14 protein-coding genes are annotated in these 21073 nt (G+C 63.1%); 11 read left to right on the forward strand and 3 right to left on the reverse strand.

What is annotated here, in order from left to right; translation table 11 throughout:
- Nucleotides 1-223: 223 nt before the first annotated feature.
- Complete coding sequence (locus tag K3F48_RS19605; protein WP_222577133.1) at nt 224-1378, forward strand: IS4 family transposase; 1155 nt, start codon at nt 224-226, stop codon at nt 1376-1378.
- 279 nt (nt 1379-1657) lie between these two features.
- Nucleotides 1658-1915, forward strand: coding sequence for an aspartyl-tRNA synthetase (locus tag K3F48_RS19610; RefSeq protein ID WP_196408704.1), 258 nt, complete (start codon nt 1658-1660; stop codon nt 1913-1915).
- Here the strand turns inward: K3F48_RS19610 and K3F48_RS19615 are convergent.
- Nucleotides 1901-2755, reverse strand: a complete 855-nt coding sequence (locus K3F48_RS19615; protein WP_210332670.1) for a site-specific DNA-methyltransferase — start codon at nt 2753-2755, stop codon at nt 1901-1903. The two genes, K3F48_RS19610 and K3F48_RS19615, sit on opposite strands and share 15 nt — an antisense overlap.
- Before the next feature lie 581 nt (nt 2756-3336).
- Between K3F48_RS19615 and K3F48_RS19620 the strand changes: the two genes are divergently transcribed.
- From K3F48_RS19620 to K3F48_RS19665, 9 genes are all read left to right on the forward strand, one after another.
- The gene (locus tag K3F48_RS19620) at nt 3337-4533 is read left to right on the forward strand and encodes a DUF932 domain-containing protein (protein WP_222577134.1); all 1197 of its coding nucleotides are present in this window, start codon (nt 3337-3339) and stop codon (nt 4531-4533) included.
- A gap of 171 nt (nt 4534-4704) precedes the next feature.
- Nucleotides 4705-6816 carry a ParB/RepB/Spo0J family partition protein gene (locus K3F48_RS19625; RefSeq protein ID WP_222577135.1) on the forward strand — a complete coding sequence of 704 codons (2112 nt, stop codon included), beginning with the start codon at nt 4705-4707 and terminating at the stop codon, nt 6814-6816.
- Between the two features lie 233 nt (nt 6817-7049).
- Nucleotides 7050-11372: a strawberry notch family protein gene (locus tag K3F48_RS19630; RefSeq protein WP_222577136.1), complete on the forward strand. Its 4323-nt coding sequence runs from the start codon at nt 7050-7052 to the stop codon at nt 11370-11372.
- 1 nt (nt 11373) lies between these two features.
- Nucleotides 11374-12435, forward strand: a complete 1062-nt coding sequence (locus K3F48_RS19635) for a toprim domain-containing protein (protein ID WP_222577137.1) — start codon at nt 11374-11376, stop codon at nt 12433-12435.
- A gap of 329 nt (nt 12436-12764) precedes the next feature.
- Nucleotides 12765-13703 carry a DUF2493 domain-containing protein gene (locus tag K3F48_RS19640; RefSeq protein ID WP_222577138.1) on the forward strand — a complete coding sequence of 313 codons (939 nt, stop codon included), beginning with the start codon at nt 12765-12767 and terminating at the stop codon, nt 13701-13703.
- A 590-nt stretch (nt 13704-14293) separates the two neighbouring features.
- On the forward strand, nt 14294-14467 hold the full coding sequence (locus tag K3F48_RS19650) for a hypothetical protein (protein ID WP_185966392.1): 174 nt from the start codon (nt 14294-14296) through the stop codon (nt 14465-14467).
- A gap of 129 nt (nt 14468-14596) precedes the next feature.
- Entirely contained in the window at nt 14597-15037 is a 441-nt protein-coding gene (locus tag K3F48_RS19655; protein WP_222577139.1) for a hypothetical protein, read from the forward strand.
- Between the two features lie 586 nt (nt 15038-15623).
- Complete coding sequence (locus tag K3F48_RS19660) at nt 15624-15950, forward strand: DUF736 domain-containing protein (RefSeq protein WP_222577140.1); 327 nt, start codon at nt 15624-15626, stop codon at nt 15948-15950.
- A gap of 148 nt (nt 15951-16098) precedes the next feature.
- A complete protein-coding gene (locus tag K3F48_RS19665) occupies nt 16099-16365 on the forward strand; it encodes a hypothetical protein (RefSeq protein WP_222577141.1) in 267 nt (88 codons plus the stop codon).
- Nucleotides 16366-16423: 58 nt separating this feature from the next.
- On the opposite strand, the gene K3F48_RS19670 is transcribed toward K3F48_RS19665, so the two are convergent.
- Together K3F48_RS19670 and K3F48_RS19675 are read right to left on the reverse strand one after the other, a co-directional pair.
- On the reverse strand, nt 16424-20116 hold the full coding sequence (locus K3F48_RS19670) for a DEAD/DEAH box helicase (RefSeq protein ID WP_222577142.1): 3693 nt from the start codon (nt 20114-20116) through the stop codon (nt 16424-16426).
- Entirely contained in the window at nt 20109-21056 is a 948-nt protein-coding gene (locus tag K3F48_RS19675; RefSeq protein WP_222577143.1) for an aminotransferase, read from the reverse strand. Before K3F48_RS19675 ends, K3F48_RS19670 begins: the two co-directional genes overlap by 8 nt.
- Between the last annotated feature and the right edge of the window lie 17 nt (nt 21057-21073).

The raw sequence follows: 21073 nt of genomic DNA on the forward strand, positions 1-21073 counted from the left end.
TTTCGAATCCGCGGGCTCAGTCCCGATTGGAATCGCCACCGGCTCGCGACCTTTGTCAATGCCTCGGATGGGTCGAGATTGGTGCCCCACACCGCTCGGCGCCATGACCCGCGACAACCCACGGCTGTCCGGCACAAAAATTGGTTGTACTAGCGCATGACATTGATTCTAATCCGGTCCTGAGTTTGGCGACTCGTCGGGACACGGATCGGAGATCAACGTCATGCGCCACAAAAATACAGTTTTCCACGATCTGCTCAAACTGGTTCCGTGGAACACCTTCGATGCGCTGGTCGCTCGACATGGCGCCGACGACCTCGTTCGCAGCTTCACGACGCGCCACCAGCTCATCGCGCTGCTCTACGCGCAGTTTTCCGGCGCCGAGTCGCTGCGCGCCATCGAGACCGCGATGGGGAGCCATCAGGCGCGGCTCTACCATCTCGGCGGCAAGGCTCCCGCCCGCTCGACCTTCGCCGACGCCAACGGCAGCCGCTGCCCGCTGGTCTTCACGGGGCTGCTCGAGCATATGCTGGCGCAGGCCGACCGCAAGACGCGGCGCGAGATGAAGGACGTCGTGCGCCTCATCGATTCGACCAGCCTGCATCTGGCCGGCGTCGGCTGCGAATGGGCGCGGTTCTCCGCAGACGTCTGCGGCGCCAAGGCGCATGTGATCTTCGATCCCGACCTCGGGCGCCCGGTCTATCATTCGCTCACGGCGGCCAAGATCAACGACATCACGGCGGCGAAGGAGATGCCGATCGAGGCCGGCGCCACCTATGTGTTCGATCTCGGCTATTACGATTATGAGTGGTGGGCGCGGCTGGACGCGGCCGGTTGCCGCATCGTCACGCGCTTCAAGACCAACACGCCGCTTTGCGCGGCGAAGGATTTGCCGCTGGCGCCGGGAACTCGGGTCATGAGCGACCGGATCGGCTTTCTGCCCGCTCGTCAGGCGAAGGCGCGCAAAAATCCGATGGCCGACGCCGTGCGCGAGATCGTGGTCGTGACGGACACCGGCAAGACACTGCGTCTGCTCAGCAATGATCTCGACGCGCCGGCGGACGAGATCGCCGACATCTACAAGCGCCGATGGCTCATCGAGCTGTTCTTTCGCTTGATGAAACAGACGCTTCGTATCAAGCGGCTGATGGGCCGCTCGCAAAACGCGGTGCGCATCCAGCTTGCGGCCGCGCTCATCGCTCATCTGCTGCTGCGCCTCGCCCAAAGCATCGAAAAGAGTAGCCGCGGCTTCCTCGACCTCGCAAGACTCGTGAAAGCCAACCTCATGCATCGCAAGAGCATCGTCGACATGCGCGCGCCGCCGCCCCGACACTATCAATATCCTCCCCAATACGAACTGTTACTATGCTCAGCTTGAACCGGACAGCCGTGGCGACAACCCGGCCATCAATTCGTCGGCCATCGCCGTTCCGGCGACTTTGAGAGTGGTATCCACAGGGGATATACTACTTAACGCTCCCGAAGCAGCCCCTTGAAATACAAGGCAATTTTTTATTACAATTGTTTAGATTAAGCTGCGATGAAGTATCTGTTGCTTGAATGCCGCCCCGGAATCTGCTCGACTACTTAATGTCGGAGCGCCACGATTCCTCCCCGACGCGCCGGCATCCTCCTCCTCGATACCCAGGAACGACAGATGAAAGTTATTCTGATGTCGGAAGAGTCCGACGAGATTCTGAAACAGCCTCCCGAAACCGCCAAGGACGGCGGCTTCCAGGGGCTCCTCGTCAAATTGCAAAGGCAATTGAATCGCCTCACTGGCGAGCTGGAACTAACGCCGGACGATCTACGGCGCATTCCGAAATACGCCTTCGACTACCGCAATGGCGGCTGGGAAAACCGGCTGCGCCGCGCGTTCGAGCGGGTCCTCGGACCGAAACTAGGACGCGCGTAGGCGCTCCATGGCCGTGCCGGCGTATTGCGGATCGATCTCGATCCCGACGCCGGCGCAGCCTAGCCGCTCGGCGGCGACCAGCGTCGATCCCGCGCCCAGGAACGGATCGAGGACCGTCGCCGCCGTCTTCCCGTGCAGGCGGATGCACCGCTCGGGAAGCTCGACCGGAAAGCCTGCGGGGTGGTCAAACTTCTGCGCCTTCGAGCGCACGGTCTTGTATGGGATGAACCACACATTCCCGGCGCAGCGCTTGTCCCGGTCGTGCCCCCACCGCGCGATGTTGCTCTTATCCTTGAAAGGGACGCCGACGGCGAGGCGGTCGAGCCGCACGCTCCCGGTCTTCGTGAAGTGGAAGATCGACTCGTGGTTGTTGTTGAGGAAGCGCTGGCCGGCGATCGGCTTGAAGTGGCCGACGGAATCGTCGCCGATGCTGATCGACTTCACCCAGGTGAAATTGTTCTGAAGCGTGAACGCCTCGCGGAAGACGTTCGCGACGTCCATCGCAAGCCAGGGGTCGGCGTTCGTGCTGCCGACGTTGAGGAAGAAGGACCCGTCATCCTTCATCACGCGCTCGATCGCAGCGGCGATCCGTCTCAGCCACTCCAGATATTCCTCGCGCGGCCTCTTGTCGTCGTAGGACCGGTAGGCGACGCCGATGTTGTAAGGAGGCGACGTGACGACGACGTCGGTGCTTCCGGCCTCCATGCGCGCCAATTCATCCTCGCAGTCGCCGAGGACAATCTCCTGCCGTCCCACCATCCATGAGCGCGATCGGGCTTCCGCCTGACGAACCGCGCGATTACCATCAAGAACTTGCAACATCGACGTCCAGCCGTTCAATTCGGAGTCAAGCATCTTACCGAATTCGCGGCAGGGTACAAGGCTTATGGTTAATCAATTATTTACGCCACTCTCGGGATTCGTCGCTCGCGTCGTCCCATCCGTCGAACCATGCCTCCCACACCGTGGTCCCGTAGTCGGTCTCGTCGAAGGGATTCATGTGCCGGGGAACGCCGCGCGCGAAACCCTCAATTCCGAGCCGATACGGGTCCGGATCGTTGTCGTTGACGGGGTCCGTCGCGGATAGCGCCATGCCCCCTAGGTAGCACGGCAGCGCTTTACGGAAAATGCCCGATGATATGGGTTATCGATCACCGGTCCAGACCGCGATCCCATCCTCTGTGTCCAACGTTTCATTGCAGCGCGGAGGTTCCCTTCGCCGCTATTCGGCTTTCATCGCGCGCGGCATACGACCCACTCGAGCCTGTCCTTCTCGGCCACCGCAACCTCTTCCTGCCAGTGTATATTGGCCGTAGTCAGCCGAGCGGTGTGAGCTCCCAGAGGAAGAGGTCAGACCGATTTCCGCGACGGGTCGAGCGCTAGAGGAGAGGCCTCCAGCGCCCGTCATGGAGATCAACCCTATGACCAAGTCAGCTATTTTGGATACTCCGCACGATCGGGCCGCCGGCTACAAAGTGGACGTGCATCGGGGCGAACGAATCGGCCGCGTGTCCTCGGAATGGTTCTCCCGGCCGCCAGACGAGCGCTTCCTGTCCCTGTCAGACCTCTACGCGGCAGTGCGCGGCCGGACCGAGCGCAGCCGCACTCGGACGGTGGAGAGCGCGGCGATCCGGGTGGAGGCCGACCGCGGTAACGCGGAGCACCTCACTCTCACATTGCCCGGCTCGGACGCGCCGATCGCGCCGACGCATTGGAGCTTCGGTCAGCTCGCGAGCCTGGTCGGCGCGCCGGCCGCCTACCTCCGCCAGCTCCCGGCGCCACTCGCCGGCATTAATCTCCAATACGGCTTGACGTCGAATCGCGCCGAGCAAGTGAAGACGTTGGAGATCGAAGATGGCCGCGTCGAACTGCGAGCCGTGACCGGCCCCGACTATGGCCGCATCTACGACCATGAACTCGTCGAGGCCGTGCAGCGCATCGCGGGCAACGGCACGGGCGATACGCGCTGGAAGGTGCCGGGCGTGCTCGACTGGTCGACCGGCGTCTACCATCCGCACGTCGATATCACCCAGGACACCACGACCCTCTATGCCTCGGACCGCGATGTTTTCCTCTTTCTGGTCGACGATCTCAATCCGATCGAGGCCGGTCGGCTGCCGGACGGTTCGCCCGATCTTTATTTCCGCGGCTTTTACTGCTGGAATTCCGAAGTCGGCGCCAAGACGCTCGGCATGGCGAGCTTCTATCTCCGCGCGGTCTGCCAAAACAGGAATCTGTGGGGCGTCGAAGATTTCGAGGAAATCACCATCCGCCATTCGAAATACGCCGCCTCCCGTTTCGCGCATGAGGCAGCGCCGGCGTTGACGCGCTTCGCCGATTCTTCGCCCATGCCATTCGTGAACGGCATCAAGGCCGCGCGGGAGAAGATTGTCGCCCGCACTGATGAGGACCGAGACGACTTCCTGCGACGGCGCGGTTTTTCCAAGAGGGAGACGGCGAAGATCATCGAGACCGTGTTGACCGAGGAAGGTCGAAAGCCCGAGAGCATCTTCGATTTCGTGCAGGGCATTACCGCCGTCGCGCGGAACAAGACTCATCAGGACGCCCGTCTCGATCTGGAGGCGCGCGCCAAGAAGCTCCTCGATCGCGCATCCTGAATTCCGGAAAGCCGGAGACGTGGAAATCCGTATCTCCGGCTTCGTGCATTTCCGCATTTGCTGATCGTCGATTCCGCGGCGTCGTCCTCAAAGTGAGAGGGCGGCGCCGCGCTTCGTGACGGTTCAGGCCGAGAGAGAGGCTTTCGGCCGCCCGTCACGGAGTTTATCCCCATGGCTACTGCCGTTCAGAAGATCACACTGTCGTCCTCGCGCGACATTCCTTTCAACAAGCTCGTCCTCTCCCAGGCGAATGTCCGGCGGGTGAAGGCCGGCGTCTCAATCGAGGAGCTCGCCGAGGACATCGCGCGCCGCACACTGCTTCAGAGTCTTAACGTGCGTCCCGTGCTCGACGCCGACGGCGCCGAGACCGGCATTTTCGAGATTCCGGCGGGCGGCCGCCGCTATCGCGCGCTCGAGCTTCTGGTCAAACAGAAGCGGCTCGCCAAAACGGCGCCCGTCCCCTGCGTCGTCCGGGATCCCGCGACCGACATCCTCGCGGAAGCCGACTCGCTCGCCGAGAACGTCCTGCGCGCGCCGCTGCATCCGCTCGATCAGTTCCGCGCCTTTCAGGCGATGCGGACCAAAGGAAAGTCCGAGGAGGACATCGCCGCAGCTTTCTTCATCGGCGTCAATGTCGTGAAGCAGCGCCTGCGGCTGACCACCGTGTCGGAGAAGCTCCTCGACATCTATGCCGAGGACGGAATGTCGCTGGAGCAGTTGATGGCGTTCGCCGTTTCGTCGGACCACGCTCGGCAGGAGCAGGTCTGGACAGCGCTGGAAAAGTCCTGGTCGAAGGAACCTTACCAGATCCGTCGCATGCTGACGGAAAAAGCCGTGCGCGCCGCCGATCGGCGAGCCGTCTTCGTCGGCCTCGACGCCTATGAAACGGCAGGAGGCATCGTCATGCGCGACCTGTTCCAGCACGACGACGGCGGCTGGCTGGAAAATGTCGCGTTGCTCGACAGCCTCGTCATCGAGAAGTTGAAGGCGGCGGGCGAAGCGATCGCCGCCGAGGGCTGGAAATGGGTCGAGGTCGCGGTCTCGTTTCCGTTCGGACATACGAATGGGCTGAGAGAACTCGTCGGCGCGCCCACCGAGTTGACCGACGACGAACAGGCGACGATCGATTCGCTCGAGGCCGAACATGAGAGCCTGGAGACCGAATATGAAAAAGTCGACGAACTGCCGGAGGATGTCGACCGGCGCCTGGGCGAGATCGAAACGGCGCTCGCTGAGCTGCAAAATCGGCCGCGGAGCTTCGATCCGGGCGACGTCGCGCGCGCTGGAGCGTTCGTCAGCATCGACGCCGATGGCCTTCTATCTGTCGATCGCGGCTATGTGCGGCCCGAGGACGAGCCGCCCGCTCATGAGAAAAGCACGAACGATGACGCGGGCGCAGACGAGTTCTCACCGGCCATTGCTCCCGCGACGCAGCAGGCCGTAATCACCGTCGAAGGCCGCCCGGTCGAGTCGGAAGAAGATGAAACCGACGCGCTCACGCCATTGCCCGAGCGACTGTTGATCGAGCTGACGGCGCACAGGACATTGGCGCTGCAGAACGCCGTCGCGAATAATCCGAATGTTGCCATGACGGCGTTGCTGCATAAGCTCGTCGCCGACAGCTTCCATTATGCGTCGATTTCGACGTCCGGCTTGGAAATTTCCTTGCGGCAGATCGCCTTTCAGATCCAGCCCACGGATCTGAAGAACAGCGCCAGCTCACAGGCGATCGCGGAGCGGCAGCATGCATGGAAATCGTGCATTCCCAGAGACGACCAGCAACTCTGGGATTGGCTCGTCGGCCTCGACGACGCGCATCGCCTCGCGCTGCTCGCGCATTGCGTCGGCCATGGCGTCAATGCGCTCCATGAGAAGACGGACCGCTATGGCGGCGGCGCGGTCGCGGCGCATTCGGTGCAGCAGCGCCTGAAGAATGCTGACCGGCTCGCTCGAGCGGTCGGCTTGAACATGGTCGACGCCGGCTGGAAGCCGACCGTCGACAATTACCTCGGTCGCGTGCCGAAGCGACGAATCCTGGACGCCGTCCGCGAGGCCAAGGGCGAACGGGCGGTTCAGCTCGTCGAACATTTGAAAAAGGGCGAGATGGCGGTTGAAGCCGAACGGCTGCTCGTCGACTCCGGCTGGCTGCCGGAACCTTTGCGGCTCGACGACGGAGTGCAGGTCGAGCTCTCCGCAGGCGAAGCAGCCGACGAGTCCGAAGAGCTGCCTGAGTTTCTCTCGGACAACGAAGCGAACGAGAGCGCTGATTCCGATTGCGGCTGAATAATCTTTCGGCGGAGCGCTGCAAAGCGCTCCGCCGTTTTTCATGCCCGCGATCGAGAGTTCCATCATCGAGCGCCTGTGGCCTCGCCTCACGCCATTCCGAATAACCGTGCTCTCACGAGAGTCGTCGGAAACGCGATGAGAGGAAGAGGCCGGCCGGAAGGGGGCGAGCCGGCGGGTTCGAGAGAGAGCGCCAGCCGACTCGTCCACTCGCGCTCTCCCGAGACTCTTCCATGTCCAGAATTTCTGCTCCCGCGGCCGCCGATGCGGCTGCGTCGACTCTCATCGATCGCTCCTCCAACGGTTCCGCGATCGCCGACGCGACTCGCCGCCTGCTTCCCCATCTAGAACATGGCCGACGCGTCGACGCCGCCATTCTTCGCTCGGCGATGGAAACCGCCTTCGGCGCATCGGACGCCTCCGGCGCCTGGGATTGGAAAATGGGCTATGACGCTTGCGAGGCGGCGACGGGTCTATTCCTGCGCAAATACGGAAAGGCGCTTTTCCGCAGAGCTGGCTCTCCGGCCGCCGCACTTCCGATGCTGTCGAAGATCGCACACCTCCTGCCGACGCATACGCGCCGGTCCGAAGACAGCGAGACCTTCCAGCAATTCTCGACGCCGATCCCGCTCGGCGTCGCGGTTCTTGCCGCAGCGGCGATTTCGCCCGCCGACCGCGTTCTCGAACCTTCGGCCGGCACGGGATTGCTCGCCGTTCTCGCCGAGATAGCTGGCGCAACGCTCATTCTCAACGAGTTCGCCGAAACCCGCGCGGAGCTACTCTCTCTTCTTTTTCCCTCCGTTCCGGTCACCCGCTTCGATGGGGCGCAGATCGACGATCATCTCGATCCGGCGATCACTCCGTCCATCGTGCTGATGAATCCGCCGTTCTCGGCCATGGCGAATGTCTCCGGTCGAATGGCGGATGTCGCCTACCGCCATATAGCCTCCGCGCTGGCGCGACTGGCCGATGGCGGACGCCTCGTCACGATCACCGGCGCGAACTTCGCTCCCGACGCGCCTGCTTGGCGAGACGCCTTTGTCCACTTTCAGCAGCGCGGCCGCGTCATCTTTTCCGCCGCGATCGATGGCGCCGTCTACGCCAAGCACGGCACAACAATCGAGACGCGGCTGACCATTATCGACAAGCTGCCGGCCGACGATCCGACTGTCTTTCCGGCGTCGCCCGGCATGGCGCCCGATGTCGCGACGCTCCTCGCCTGGATTGGCGAGCTGACGCCCGCGCGTTTGCCGGTCGCCTTGCCGATTCCGGCCAGCAGTCCGCGGCGACGCACGGTGCCGGCCGTTTCCGTTCGAAACGCTCCGGTTCGCCGAGAGACGCCCGCCAGCGCGCCAGATGGTGTCGAGCTTGCCTATGAGACCGTCGACTGGACGCCGCCGGAAGGCGCGCGCCTGACGGATGCGATCTATGAAGAATACGGATTGCAGCCGATCCGTATTCCCGGCTCTCAGGCGCATCCCACCAAGCTGGTGCAATCCGCCGCCATGGCCTCGGTCGCGCCGCCGAAGCCGAGCTATCGGCCACGACTGCCGGCGAACCTCGTCTCCGACAGCCTGCTCTCCGACGCCCAGCTGGAAACGATCATCTACGCCGGAGAAGCTCATTCGGCGTCTCTCGCCGGCTCATGGACGGTCGACGAAACCTTTGACGTCGTCGCCGCGGCGCGTGACGACGCGGAGAACAGCGTTCGCTTCCGGCGCGGCTTCATGCTGGGCGACGGGACCGGCGCCGGAAAGGGCCGCCAGTCCGCCGGGATCATCCTCGACAATTGGATGCAGGGCCGCCGAAGGGCGCTGTGGATCTCCAAATCTGATAAGCTGCTCGAGGACGCGCAGCGCGACTGGTCCGCGCTCGGCATGGAGCGCCTGCTCGTCACGCCGCTCTCGCGCTTTCCCCAGGGCAAGCCGATCTCGCTTCAGGAAGGCATCCTATTTTTGACCTACGCTACGCTGCGGTCCGACGAGCGCGGCGAGAAGGCTTCCCGCGTGCGGCAGATCGTCGAATGGTTGGGCCCCGATTTCGACGGGGTCATCATCTTCGACGAGAGCCACGCCATGCAGAACGCCGCCGGCGGCAAGGGCGAACGCGGCGACCAAGCCGCCTCGCAGCAGGGCCGCGCAGGACTTCGTCTCCAGCACGCTTTGCCGAATGCCCGCATCGTCTATGTTTCGGCGACCGGCGCCACCACGGTCCATAATCTCGCCTACGCCCAGCGCCTCGGCCTCTGGGGCGGCGAGGATTTTCCTTTCGCGACGCGCGCCGAATTCGTGGAGGCGATCGAGGCCGGCGGCGTCGCGGCGATGGAAGTCCTCGCCCGCGACCTTCGCGCCCTCGGCCTCTATACGGCGCGCTCGCTCAGTTATGAGGGCGTCGAATATGAGCTGGTCGAGCATCGGCTGACGCCGGAGCAGGCCCGCATCTACGATTCCTACGCTGAAGCCTTCGCCGTCATCCACAACAATCTCGACGCCGCCATGCAGGCGGCGAACATCACAGGCGCGACCGGCACGCTCAACCGGCAGGCCAAAGCCGCTGCTCGATCCGCGTTCGAATCCGCCAAGCAGCGTTTCTTCGGCCATCTGCTGACGAGCATGAAGTCGCCGACGCTGATCCGCTCGATCGAGCGGGATTTGGAGGAAGGTCATGCCGCCGTCGTCCAGATCGTCTCGACAGGCGAAGCGCTTATGGAGCGCCGCCTGTCAGAGATTCCGACCGAGGAATGGAGCGACGTCCAGGTCGACATCACGCCGCGCGAATATGTTCTCGACTATCTGGCCCATTCCTTCCCGGTGCAGCTCTACGAGCCCTTCACCGACAGCGAAGGCAATCTGTCGTCGCGACCCGTCTTTCGCGACGGTCAGCCGATCGAGAGCCGCGAGGCGGCCGCCCGCCGCACTGCGCTCATCGAAAAGCTCGCCTCCCTGGCTCCGACTCCCGGCGCGCTCGACCAGATCGTCCAGCGCTTTGGGACCGACATGGTCGCCGAAGTGACCGGACGCTCGCGGCGCATCGTGCGCAAGGGCGACCGCCTCGCGGTCGAGAGCCGCGCCGGCTCGGCCAATCTCGCCGAGACCGCCGCCTTCATGGACGATCAGAAGCGTATCCTAGTTTTTTCCGACGCTGGCGGCACCGGGCGCAGCTACCATGCCGAGCTGTCCGCCCGGAACCGGCGGCTCCGCGTCCATTATCTGCTCGAGCCGGGATGGAAGGCCGATACCGCCATCCAGGGCCTCGGTCGCACCAATCGTACCAATCAGGCGCAGCCGCCGCTCTTTCGGCCGATCGCAACCGATGTGAAGGCGGAGAAGCGCTTTCTCTCGACCATCGCGCGCCGGCTCGACACGCTCGGCGCGATCACGCGCGGGCAGCGTCAAACGGGCGGCCAGGGCCTGTTCCGTCCCGAGGACAATCTCGAAAGCCATTACGCGCGCGACGCGCTGCGCCAGCTCTATCTGCTGCTCGTCCGCGGCAAGATCGAGGGCTGTTCCTTGCAGACCTTCGAAGAGGCGACGGGATTGTCGCTGACGGATTCCAACGGAATCAGGGACGATCTGCCGCCGATCACGACTTTCCTCAATCGACTGCTGGCGCTGACCATCGAACTGCAGGGCGTTCTGTTCACCGCATTCGAGCAATTGCTGAACGCCAAGGTCGAAGGCGCCATCGCCGCCGGCGTCTATGACGTCGGGCTCGAGACGCTGCGGGCCGAAAGCTTCCTCGTCGCCGATCGCCGGACCATTTACGTCCATCCCGGCACAGGCGCGGAGACGCGCCTGCTGACGATCACGCAGCGCGAACGCAATCATCCCCTGACGCTCGACCGGGCGCTCGATCTTCTCGCCGATCGGCGCGCTGTACCGCTCGTCAACGAGCGTTCTGGCCGAGCGGCGATCCAACTGCCTGCGCCGTCGCTGATGCTCGACGATGGCGAAATCGAGCGGCGCGTGCGCCTCGTTCGTCCGATGGAACAGCATTATGCGTCTTTGAAGATGATGGAGGACAGCCACTGGATCGAGGTCGACGGGCACGCTTTCGCCGCTGCGTGGAGCGCCGAAGTCGCCGCCGTTCCGGAGTTTTCCGAGAGCACGATTCACATCGTCGCGGGCCTGCTACTACCGATCTGGAAGCGGTTGTCGAAGGATTCGACGCGGGTCTATCGCCTTCAGACCGATGACGGCGAGCGCATCATTGGACGCCGGGTTACGCCCGCCTGGGTCGCCGGAGCTCTCGCGAGCGACGCAGTCGATCTGTCTGCGGAGGACGCATTCGCCGCCCTGATGGATGGCCGCACCGTCCTCCACCTTGCCGAGGACCTCCAACTTCGCCGTGTTCGCGTCATGGGCGCGCACCGCATCGAGCTGTCGGGATTCACCGACGCGATGCGCGAGCGTCTTTCCGCCTATGGACTATTCCACGAGATCATCTCCTGGAAGCTGCGCATGTTCGTGCCTGTCGACGCGAGCGGCGTCGCGGTGCTGGTGAAACTGATGGAGCGCTATCCGCTCCAGCGCGTCAGCGAAAAGGAGGCAGCGTGACATGGTTCGTCCTGACGCCTCTGATCTCGCGCAGCGTCTCGGCCGTCATGCCGAGGCGGTGTGCCGTCATTATCTTCACAATGGACATCGCGAAGGCCGCTATTGGCTGGTGGGCGATGTTCGGAACACGCCGGGCCGCTCCATGTTCGTCCGGCTGATCGGGACGAAGAACGGCAAGGGCGCCGCCGGCAAATGGACCGACGCCGCGACGGGCGAGCACGGCGATCTGCTCGACGTCATCCAGGAGAGTTGCGGCTTCGCCGATTTCAAGAACACTGTTGATGAGGCGCGCTCGTTCCTGAGACTGCCGCTTCAGGAGCCGGCGTTGATGAAGAACAGGACGAGATCACTTTCGAAACCTGTCGACTCGCGGGAGTCGGCAAGGCGGCTTTTCGCTATATCGCAGCCGATTTCCGGGACTCTCGCAGAAGCGTATCTGCGCAAACGCGGCATTACGGCTTTGCACGAAGCCGGATCGCTCCGCTTTCATCCGCAATGTTATCACCGGCCGGACGAGCATTCCCCGACCGAAATCTGGCCGGCGATGATCGCTTCCGTGACCGACCTCGATGGGCGCCTGACCGGCGTGCATCGCACATGGCTCGATCCTCGCGGCTTCTCGGAGACGACGCTCGGAAAAGCGCCGATCGAAACGCCGAGGCGGGCGATGGGCGATCTCAACGGCCATGCTGTGCGCTTCGGCGTGGCGGGCGAGGTCATGGCGGCGGGCGAAGGCGTCGAAACCGTTCTGTCGCTGCGATCGGCGCTTCCGACCATGCCGATGGCTGCGGCGCTCTCGTCGGCGCATCTCTCGGCCATCCTCTTCTCCGACACATTGCGCCGGCTCTACATCGCGCGAGACGACGATCCGGCGGGCGACGGCGCGGTGACGGCGTTGATCGACCGGGCTCGGCAGCTCGGGATCGAGGCGATCGTGCTGTCTCCGGCCCTGGGCGACTTCAATGAAGATCTGCGGCTGCTCGGACTCGATGCGCTCCGGGCCGCCGTACGTGTGCAGATCGTCCCGCAGGACGTCGCGCGCTTCATGGAGCTGGCGGCATAGGCTCGGGCTGAAGGGCGGACGCTCGCTGCCGGCGGATTTACCTCACGGTGAATGATGACGTTTCCCGACCTGTCGGAGAGGTCCGCCCCCACGGCCTTCTTCAGAGGGCGATCGATCGGCAGGCGGCTCGGATCGGCAACGGCTGCGGCCGGCTATTTTCCGGCGCGGCCTGCGGCCGCTTTCCATCGCGAGACAAAATAGCCGTCCTCCGCCGTCCTCCGCCGCGCTCCGGCCCTTCGCTTCGCTGCGGGTGCAGGTCCGCTCCGTCTGCCGCTTTCGTCGCCATGAAGGCCGCGATGGGCGCGGTCGATCCGACGAAAGGAAGCGCCATGATCACCAATCGCGACGATGACCGCCACGAGCCGCCGCATGCGTCATCCCCGACCGACCATATCCTCCAGGAGCTCCAGCTCTACGGCTATCGCCCCTTTCAGGACGAACCCGATCCGAGGCCATTGCCGGAAGGGTGCATCGCCTCTGGAGCCGTCGCCGACATCTTCGACGCGCTGATCGCGGCATTGCAGGACACCCGCCTGGAGCCGGATCTCGGCGACCTGCTCTGGTCGACCGTCAATCTCTTTCACCGCGCCGTGCAGCGGATCGAGCGCGAGCTCGACGACAATGAACAGGCGCAACGCCGCTCGCAACGCGAGCAGGATGGCGGCGAGGTGAAATCCGTCGAGCTGGAGCGACTCACCGCCGAAGGGCAGACGCTCCTCGAGCGCCGGGACGCTTTCGAGCTGATGCGCGATCAGGCCGCCGAGCATTACGAGCGCCACACCGGATCGTCCTGGCGACCGCGCGGCGGATCGATGGTCAATCACCGCAATCTCACCTCGGCGATGATCGACAGCCGGGACTTCCTCGCGGCGAAGAAGCGCTCCGACAACGAGGTGCTGTTGCCCCCCGGTCCGAAGATTGCCGTCACCGGAGGCCTCGACTTCAACGACCATCGCCTGATCTGGGCGAAGCTCGACCAGGTCCACGCCAAGCATCCCGACATGGTGCTGCTGCATGGCGGCAGTCCGAAAGGCGCCGAACGTATCGCCGCCCGCTGGGCCGATCACCGCAAGGTTCCGCAGATCGCCTTCAAGCCCGACTGGGCCAAGCACGCGAAGGCGGCGCCCTTCAAGCGCAACGACGCGATGCTGGAAATTCTGCCAATCGGCGTCATCACCTTTCCCGGAAGCGGCATCCAGGAGAACCTCGCCGACAAGGCGCGCAAGCTCGGCATTCCGGTTTGGCGCTTCGGCGCAGGCGGCGCGTGAGCGCCGCCGACCATCAGAGCCGGAAATGCGCCGAAACGCAAAAGCGTGTCGCCGCCTTTCCGTAAAGTCTGATTTCAGTCGGGCGCGCCGATCACGGCGATCCTCGCCGCGCGCGCGTCATGCGCCAATTCCGTATCGTGCTCGATGATCTCATCGAGCAATGCCTTCATGTCGCTCAAATCCGAGCCGGACTGAAACGGCCCGGCTGTTCCTCGATCACCAATGCCGCTATGGCGAGCGCCTTCTTCACATGACGGAAATCTCGTCCCCTGAACTCGGCCATGCCGACCTCCCGAGCCGTTCGCTCTGCAGATACACGTGGTCCGCCGACAATAGAGGAGGTTCGAGCAATCCGCGACCGGGCTTCATGATTTCGAAGCAATCGACTCCTGCCGGCGAGCGCCACCCCGCTCTGATCGGCGCTGATCCTCTATCCGACCGATGGCCTGACGCCATCAACCCTCAAGGGGTCGGCTACGCGAGCGTGCCGCCGCTTCGGATTCACCTTCGCGGTGATCGCGGTCATCGGCCGGACACATCGGGCGCCTGTCGCGCGGGGATGGCCCCCGCCTCAGCACAGGAGCCGATCGATGTCTCGAAACCTCACATTCGCCCACGCTCGCGGTTGGGATCTCGCCAACACCCTCATGATCTGCGTCGTCGTCTTCCATGACGGCGCAGGTGACTACGGCGTCATGCCATCGACCGAATACGACGGCGATCCCGCCGCCATCGTGCATGAATTCGATCCCTTCCAGCCATGAAGAAACCTGCGGCCAGGGCAAGCGAAAATCCGCTCGCCCTGTCTTATCTTTCCGGCTAGACTCGCCGCTGCGCCGTGGCGGTGGTGGAAGGCGCGCTCGTCAGACCTTTGTCTCACGGAGACCACCGCCATGATCATCTTCGGACCTCTGCTCGTCATCGCCGGCATCGGATTTTTCTGCTGGCTGCTGTTCACGCTCGCGGTTTTCGCGTTCCCCTTCTATGCCGGCCTGACGGTCGGCGCCTGGGCTTTTCACACGGGCGCCGGCTGGCTCGGCGGTGCCGTCGTCGGCGTCCTCGCCGCAGGCGTGACGTTTGGCGTCGGGCAATTGGCGCTCGCCTTCGTCCCCTGGACCTGGCTCCGACTTGCCATCGTGCTCATCTACGCTGCACCCGCGACAGTTGCCGGCTATTACGCCACGCACGGAATTGCCCAGATGGCTATGCCGTCCGCGACTTGGCAGATGATCTTTTCGCTCGTCGGCGCGGTCGCAGTCGGCGTCACCGCTTTGATCCGCATCGCCGGAACCGCCCCGCCGGGGCGGGAAGAAGCGCGTCTCGCGCGGGCCTGACGCCGTTGCAGCTGCTCCTATGGGCGCATGTCGATCTGTATCTCTCCGCGTTCATCGTCGTGACACGGCAGTAATGATGGCGGCAAGTTCTGCTCGTCGTGGCGTGGCGGTCGAAATTGTGATGCTCATCGGAGCAATCCTTTGCGAGAGCGACCTCATTGTCGTCCGACAATCAGCGGGGCGGGAGGCATTTCGATATGCGGCTCGGACGCGACGACGAAACTTTGCAGCCGGACAGAGAATCGTCATCATCGTCAGCGCTCGTCGCCGGATCCTTGCGGTCGCATGCCGTCGCCGAATTCGCCCCGATCCCCGTCAGGCCGAGCGCTCCATAACGGCCTCTTTGATGGGCGGATCTGGCCGAAGGCCGGCTGCGCCTCGATCGCCTATGCGGCAATGGCGCCGATCGACTTTCTTCCCCTGACGGCTGCGCCGTCATTCCTCGCGAAACAACAAAGTCGCTCTCGCGCCATCCTCCGCTGACGCTGCGGTCGCGAGCGATGCCGCGTCGATCGCCTCCGGCCCTTCGATCGCCATCGAGGCCGCAATGGCGCGGGCTCGGAACTTCAGATCGAGGAGAATTCCAATGGCGACCATCGGCACTTTCAAGAAGACCGGCAACAACGAGTTCACCGGCGAGATCGTCACTCTTTCCGTCCAGGCGAAAAATGTTCGCGTTGTCCCCGAAACCAGCCGCTCCGGCGAGAACGCGCCCAGCCACCGCGTCTATGTGGGCCGAGTGGAGATCGGAGCCGCCTGGTCCAAGCGCTCCAACGAGGGTCGCGATTATCTCGGCCTCAAGCTCGACGATCCGAGCTTCAACGCCCCGATCTTCGCCAACCTGTTCGACGATGAGGCCGGCGAAGGCTACAGCCTGATCTGGTCCCGCCCGAGCCGCCGGAATGGCGACTGACCGATATCGCGCCCCGCCTTCCCGGCGGGGCACTGACCTTTAAACACCAGGCATAGTTTCGCGCGCGCTCATTCACACCGATTTTAAAAGTTGTTTCGGGCATCTTGGGCGGCTCTAATGCAACTGGCCCTATGATGAGCTCGCCTGGGTGCTGCGCCTCAACCGGACCGATCCGACGGATTTGGCCCATGCAGTGCGCGACGCGGTGTCGCCGTTCGTCGGCGATGGCTCCTCACGGCTGGCAAGGCAGGCCGCGGCATTCGCGCTCAGGCTGATGGGAACGCAGGACGATGAGGCCGCTGCCGAGGCGCTGAGCCCCCGCTCGACCTGCTCGTTCGCCCACGACGAGGGTCCCGATCCGCTTGATCTCGCGACCGAGCGTCCAGAGACGGCCGAAACTTGCCGCGCACTCTGATTGACGCGAATCTTAACACGCGCGCCATCAAGTAATGCTGTCTCATGGAGGCCCCTTGTTAGTAGGTTCGAACTATTCGGACGCCAAAGGCGTCGTTCACTAGTTCATAATCCCGCCTTGATGCATTCACGTCGGGGTCGCCAGGCATCGATAAGCTTTGTGCGATCTGAAAGCCTGCGGGATCCAGCCAAATGACGCCATCAGGAGCAGGCACTGGCCGCACCGCGTACCGACTTAGTTTCCCTTCCACTTCCGTGAAGCTTGCGCTCACCGTGCTGGGTGTCGCTGCGGCCCGGTCTGGCTTCGGCAACGACCTGTGCCATTCGAGAAAGAGCTGCGGGTCGATCAAGTCCTCGTCTGAGATCGGGGTGCCCCGTTGAACCAGCCATACGTCATAATCCACACGTCGTGCGGCACCTTCGTCCCTTGTGCCGACGATCCCCTGTGCGAGCGAAAAGGCGACAAACGGATCCAGTGTTCCCCAACGTAACAGTTCGCGGAACCAGAAGCCGATCCATGGCAAGCCGCTCGTTGCCCGCCACGTGTCTAGACTCGGCACCTCAAGTTCGCCCGCACCCGCATTCCACGCTTCTGCAACGGCAGCGCCCACGGCCACCCCGAGACGAAATTCCAGATTGTTCGCAACAAATCCCTGCCATCGTCTCAACTCCACTGGCGGCGGCGGTGGGGCGCCCTCGCGTTGCAACCACCAGCCGGCTACCTCGTGCCAGCGCCCGATCAGCGCGGCTTCAGTAGCACTCCGTGAAGTAAATCCGAACCCTCGACCTGTTCTTACCAATTCCCCGATCTGCCAAAAAAGTGTGAAGCGCGCCTCCGGCGATCGCCGGCCATAATCGACTGCTTCTTTGAGGGCGGCGTTGATCTGAGGCGATACCTGTTGGAATTGGCCGCCGACAAAGGGCGTAAAGCCAATTTGATAGAGAGTCCGCCGTTGAACCGGGTCGGGATATAGACGCTCGACCACAGCTTGGCCGCGTTTGATGAAGGCTGCCTCCATCCAGGCCTCAACAGCACTTGAGTATCGCGTAAAGGTCCGTTGCCACACACGGCTCAAGGCGGCTTCGAGCGACGCAGGGGGCAAGCCTTCCAGCCTCTCGATTTCGTCGATGGCAGCGATGATAACGCCATCGAGCTCATCAAGGCTGTCGCCTAGCATGTCGAGCAGCGCCGGTGAACCGACGCCGAGATCGGTTCCGACCCCCTCGGGCATTGTCTGTTCAAGGAAATCGTGCAGATCGGCCACGGTTCGCAGCCCGAGGTGATCCCGCAATTTTGTCCAGATCGAAGCCAGCAATGTTTGCAGCGGCGCATAGACTACGAGATCGGAAGATTCCTCGAGCGCCAGTAGATGGAGCATCCGGTTGAGGTTTGCGACATAGGCGTCGCGTTGCCTGCGCTGCTCGTCTTGCTTGCTAGCCGCCGTCGCGCTGTTTGTTATTGGCACGCAGACCAGAGTAAGACCCTCCATCGCTTCCGCCGCCCCGGGCCGCCCGGCGCGCCCCGCGAGGTTGCGGAACTCCGACGTGGGAATAATATCGGTTACCGGCGCACCATTGGTGCCGAATTCAATGATACGCTCTAGGCTCGGTAGAATGATAAGGTCGAAGGGCAGATTGACCCCTTCGGTCAATGTCGCGGTCGCAACCGTGATGGGACACACCTGCTTGTCAATCAGCTCAACCATCAAGCGCCGAAGCCGCTGCGGCATCTGACCATGGCTTGTGGCGATGCCATGATCGAGAAGGCGGACCTCGCTCGAACCCTCACCGCAATAGTCGACACAGGCCGCGCGCGCCTCATCGAACAGCCGCTGTGCGTACTCTGTTTTCGGTGCGAAGGGGGCGACTGCTGACCATCCCGTCAGATCAAACGCCTCGGCACAGCGCCGCATGACGCGATCTGGGCCCTGCGTAACCGACACCAGTATACGTCGCCCGCTCGGCGCCAGATGCAGCGCAGTCCACAGCGCGTGGATCTGCACATAATGGTGTAGGCTGTTTTTCACTCCTGCCGGCGGGTCGGGCATCGGCGGCAAGCCGAGTGCAAGAAATACGGGCGCTTCGCGACCTCGCACATAGAGCGGCTGCCCGTTATTGAGTTCTAACGTAATGAAAGGGGATTGTTTGGGGCGGCATTCCAGCACCCCGACCAGTTGACGAGTGCTACGATAGCCGAGCCCTACCGGATTAGCGGCTTCATCATCCTCAATCCACTGCGATACAGGTGGCGCCGCGCCGCCGGCAACCGCGGTAAGCGCGATGCGAGCTATGTTCGGCTTGAGCACGAGGATCCGGGACACCAGGCTTTCAAGCCGCATGGACCGATCACCGTGCGCCGCCAGGTCGCGCATTGTCTTGGGCGTTCCCGCCACCACCACCTGATGCGCCTCGTCGATGATGAGCAAAGCCAGGCGATGAATCAGCAGCCTGCCGACATAGCGCATCAGCGCTTCGGCTTTTTCAACGGTGGCGACGAGAACCGTGGGCGTTTCCGTCGTCAGCCAGTTATCGGTGATGCCCCAGTCCGTCCCTCCATAGAGGCCCGTAACCACGATATCCTCGCCACGAAACTCAGCGCTGAGCTTCGCCTCGACCTCACCCGCGAGTGCTCGCGAGGGTACCAGATAGAGGGCGAGTCGACCCGGCGCTCCGAGTTCAGGCGGCGTAAGTAGTAGCTCTTTAACGAGCGCGAGATTGGCCACCATCGTTTTGCCCGACCCTGTCGGTGTACACAGGGCAAAGGCGTTTCCCGCCGCCAGTCGTTCGAGACCTTTGATCTGCGAGGCCCACAGAACGCCGCGCCCTCGTCCAAACTGCTCGCGCGCAAAGCGGCGGAGCCGATCTCCCGCCGTCACTGTGTCCGTGATGAGCGCTGCGGCGCGTCGATGCAAGTTGTTGCGCGAGAAGCGCTCGGCTGCCGCAAAGACAAGGCGCAACATGATCCATGTCTCATCGTTCGCCCAGCGAGTTGCGACATCGCCTAACGCCTTCAATTTCTCGAGAGCGGTCCCCGTTCGGTTCTGCTCGCCGCGCCGCAATCCTTCCGCCAGCAAACCGAGCGTCCGGACCGTCTCCACGACGATATACCATGCGATCGGGCTAAAGGGCTCCTCGCGTGGGTCGTCATCCTCCTCCGCATCCCATTCCTCGTCTGGTTTCGACGCTTGCGGTGGGAAGCCCTCGGCACTGTCTTCGGCTGCATTTAGCAAGCGCGCGGATCCGTCTCGTCCCGTGAGATCGGCATGGTCCCGCCAGAAGACCGCTGTGCGCTCCAGAACGGAATCGAAATTACAGGACAGGAACGCACCGATGATGCCGCCGGCACCGTCTACCTTCGACAGTCGCAATATGCCTGTCGCCATCGCCGGGAGCCCAGCCAATTGATAGGCACCGGCCGCAAGAATCTCAGCGGGCACTTCGCGTGTGACCTCATCGCGCGATCGCGAAAGCCATTCCAGCAGTTCACCCGCGCGACGATAGCAGGACGTTGCCGCTTCGCTATCGGAACCGTCAGTATCCTCGAAAATGCCAGCAGCGTGCAACAGGCGCCGCGCTTCACTGAATAGCTCGATCGACTGACTTTGCGTCCAGGCCAGTGGCTGCACGCCCCAACTGTTCTGGATGGAGCGCACGAACAGGCGCGCTTGCTGGGCGGTTAGCGCATTTTCGATTGCATGCGTTACCCGAAACCTTTCGGCAAGCGCCCGCCGATCCTGATCAAGCTCAGCCATTGGTTTTCCAGAGTGACGCGTAGAGCCGTTCAATCATGTCCTCGCCGCTGACGAGCACGATCTCGACGATCTGCAGCGGCCGCGCGGCCTTATAGTCCGCAGGCGGCGCGGTTGTCGGAAGCAGAGCGGTGCCGGCCGAGCGCGTCGCCGCGCGATTGCCGGCGATCAGCACCATGTCGGTGCGCGGCGGCCCAACATCTGTTAGGAGTGCTTGGTCCAGCGAAAAGACAGTGTGGGCATATGCGTCTCGGTCCTTGATCTTCAGGAGATCGCAAATCTGCTGTATTCCCTGCGGGATTAGCAGCCCGGTGTTGATGTCGTTCCAGACGCCATTGTTTGCCCACACCCGCGCTGCGCCTTTTCCCTTGCCATCGCCCTTCATGATCCCGTCGATCGTCGATGCCGTTAGATCGGCGCGCCATTTCGCTTCCCCGGCGATAAAAGCCAAGACGGTTCCATTCGCAGCGAGTTCAAGGCCGATGAAGTCATTGCCAGGACGTCCGTGAACTTCTTTAACCCGTGAGGGATCGCGCACGAGATCAAAGATATAGCGCGCGACCGGGGCATGCTCACGGAACAGGAAAATCGGCACGCGCCATGTCTTGCCTCCGACTAGGCTGTAATTCTCCGCGACGATACCGCACATGACCTCACCGAAAAGACCACGGACAGTCTTTGGCGGCAGGCAATTTGGGTAGGTCGCATGATCTCCCGTTTCGCCATCCTCAGGATGGAGCGAAATCCGGGCGGCCGCATGAAACACCTCGCGTGCGTCCTGATGGGCCGACTCAAAATAGGGACGCAGTTCTGATATGTCGGCATCTGAGAGAGCAGTGATGCGCTGCTCGAGAAGCAGATGGCCATAGGCACCCGATCCGGCAACCGTTGGAAGCAATATGCGTGCAAGAGTGGCAGATGGAGGTGGCTCGGTATGCAACATATCAGCGCCTACTCGTT

The organism is Methylosinus sp. Sm6 (assembly GCF_019802345.1).
Lineage (GTDB): Bacteria > Pseudomonadota > Alphaproteobacteria > Rhizobiales > Beijerinckiaceae > Methylosinus.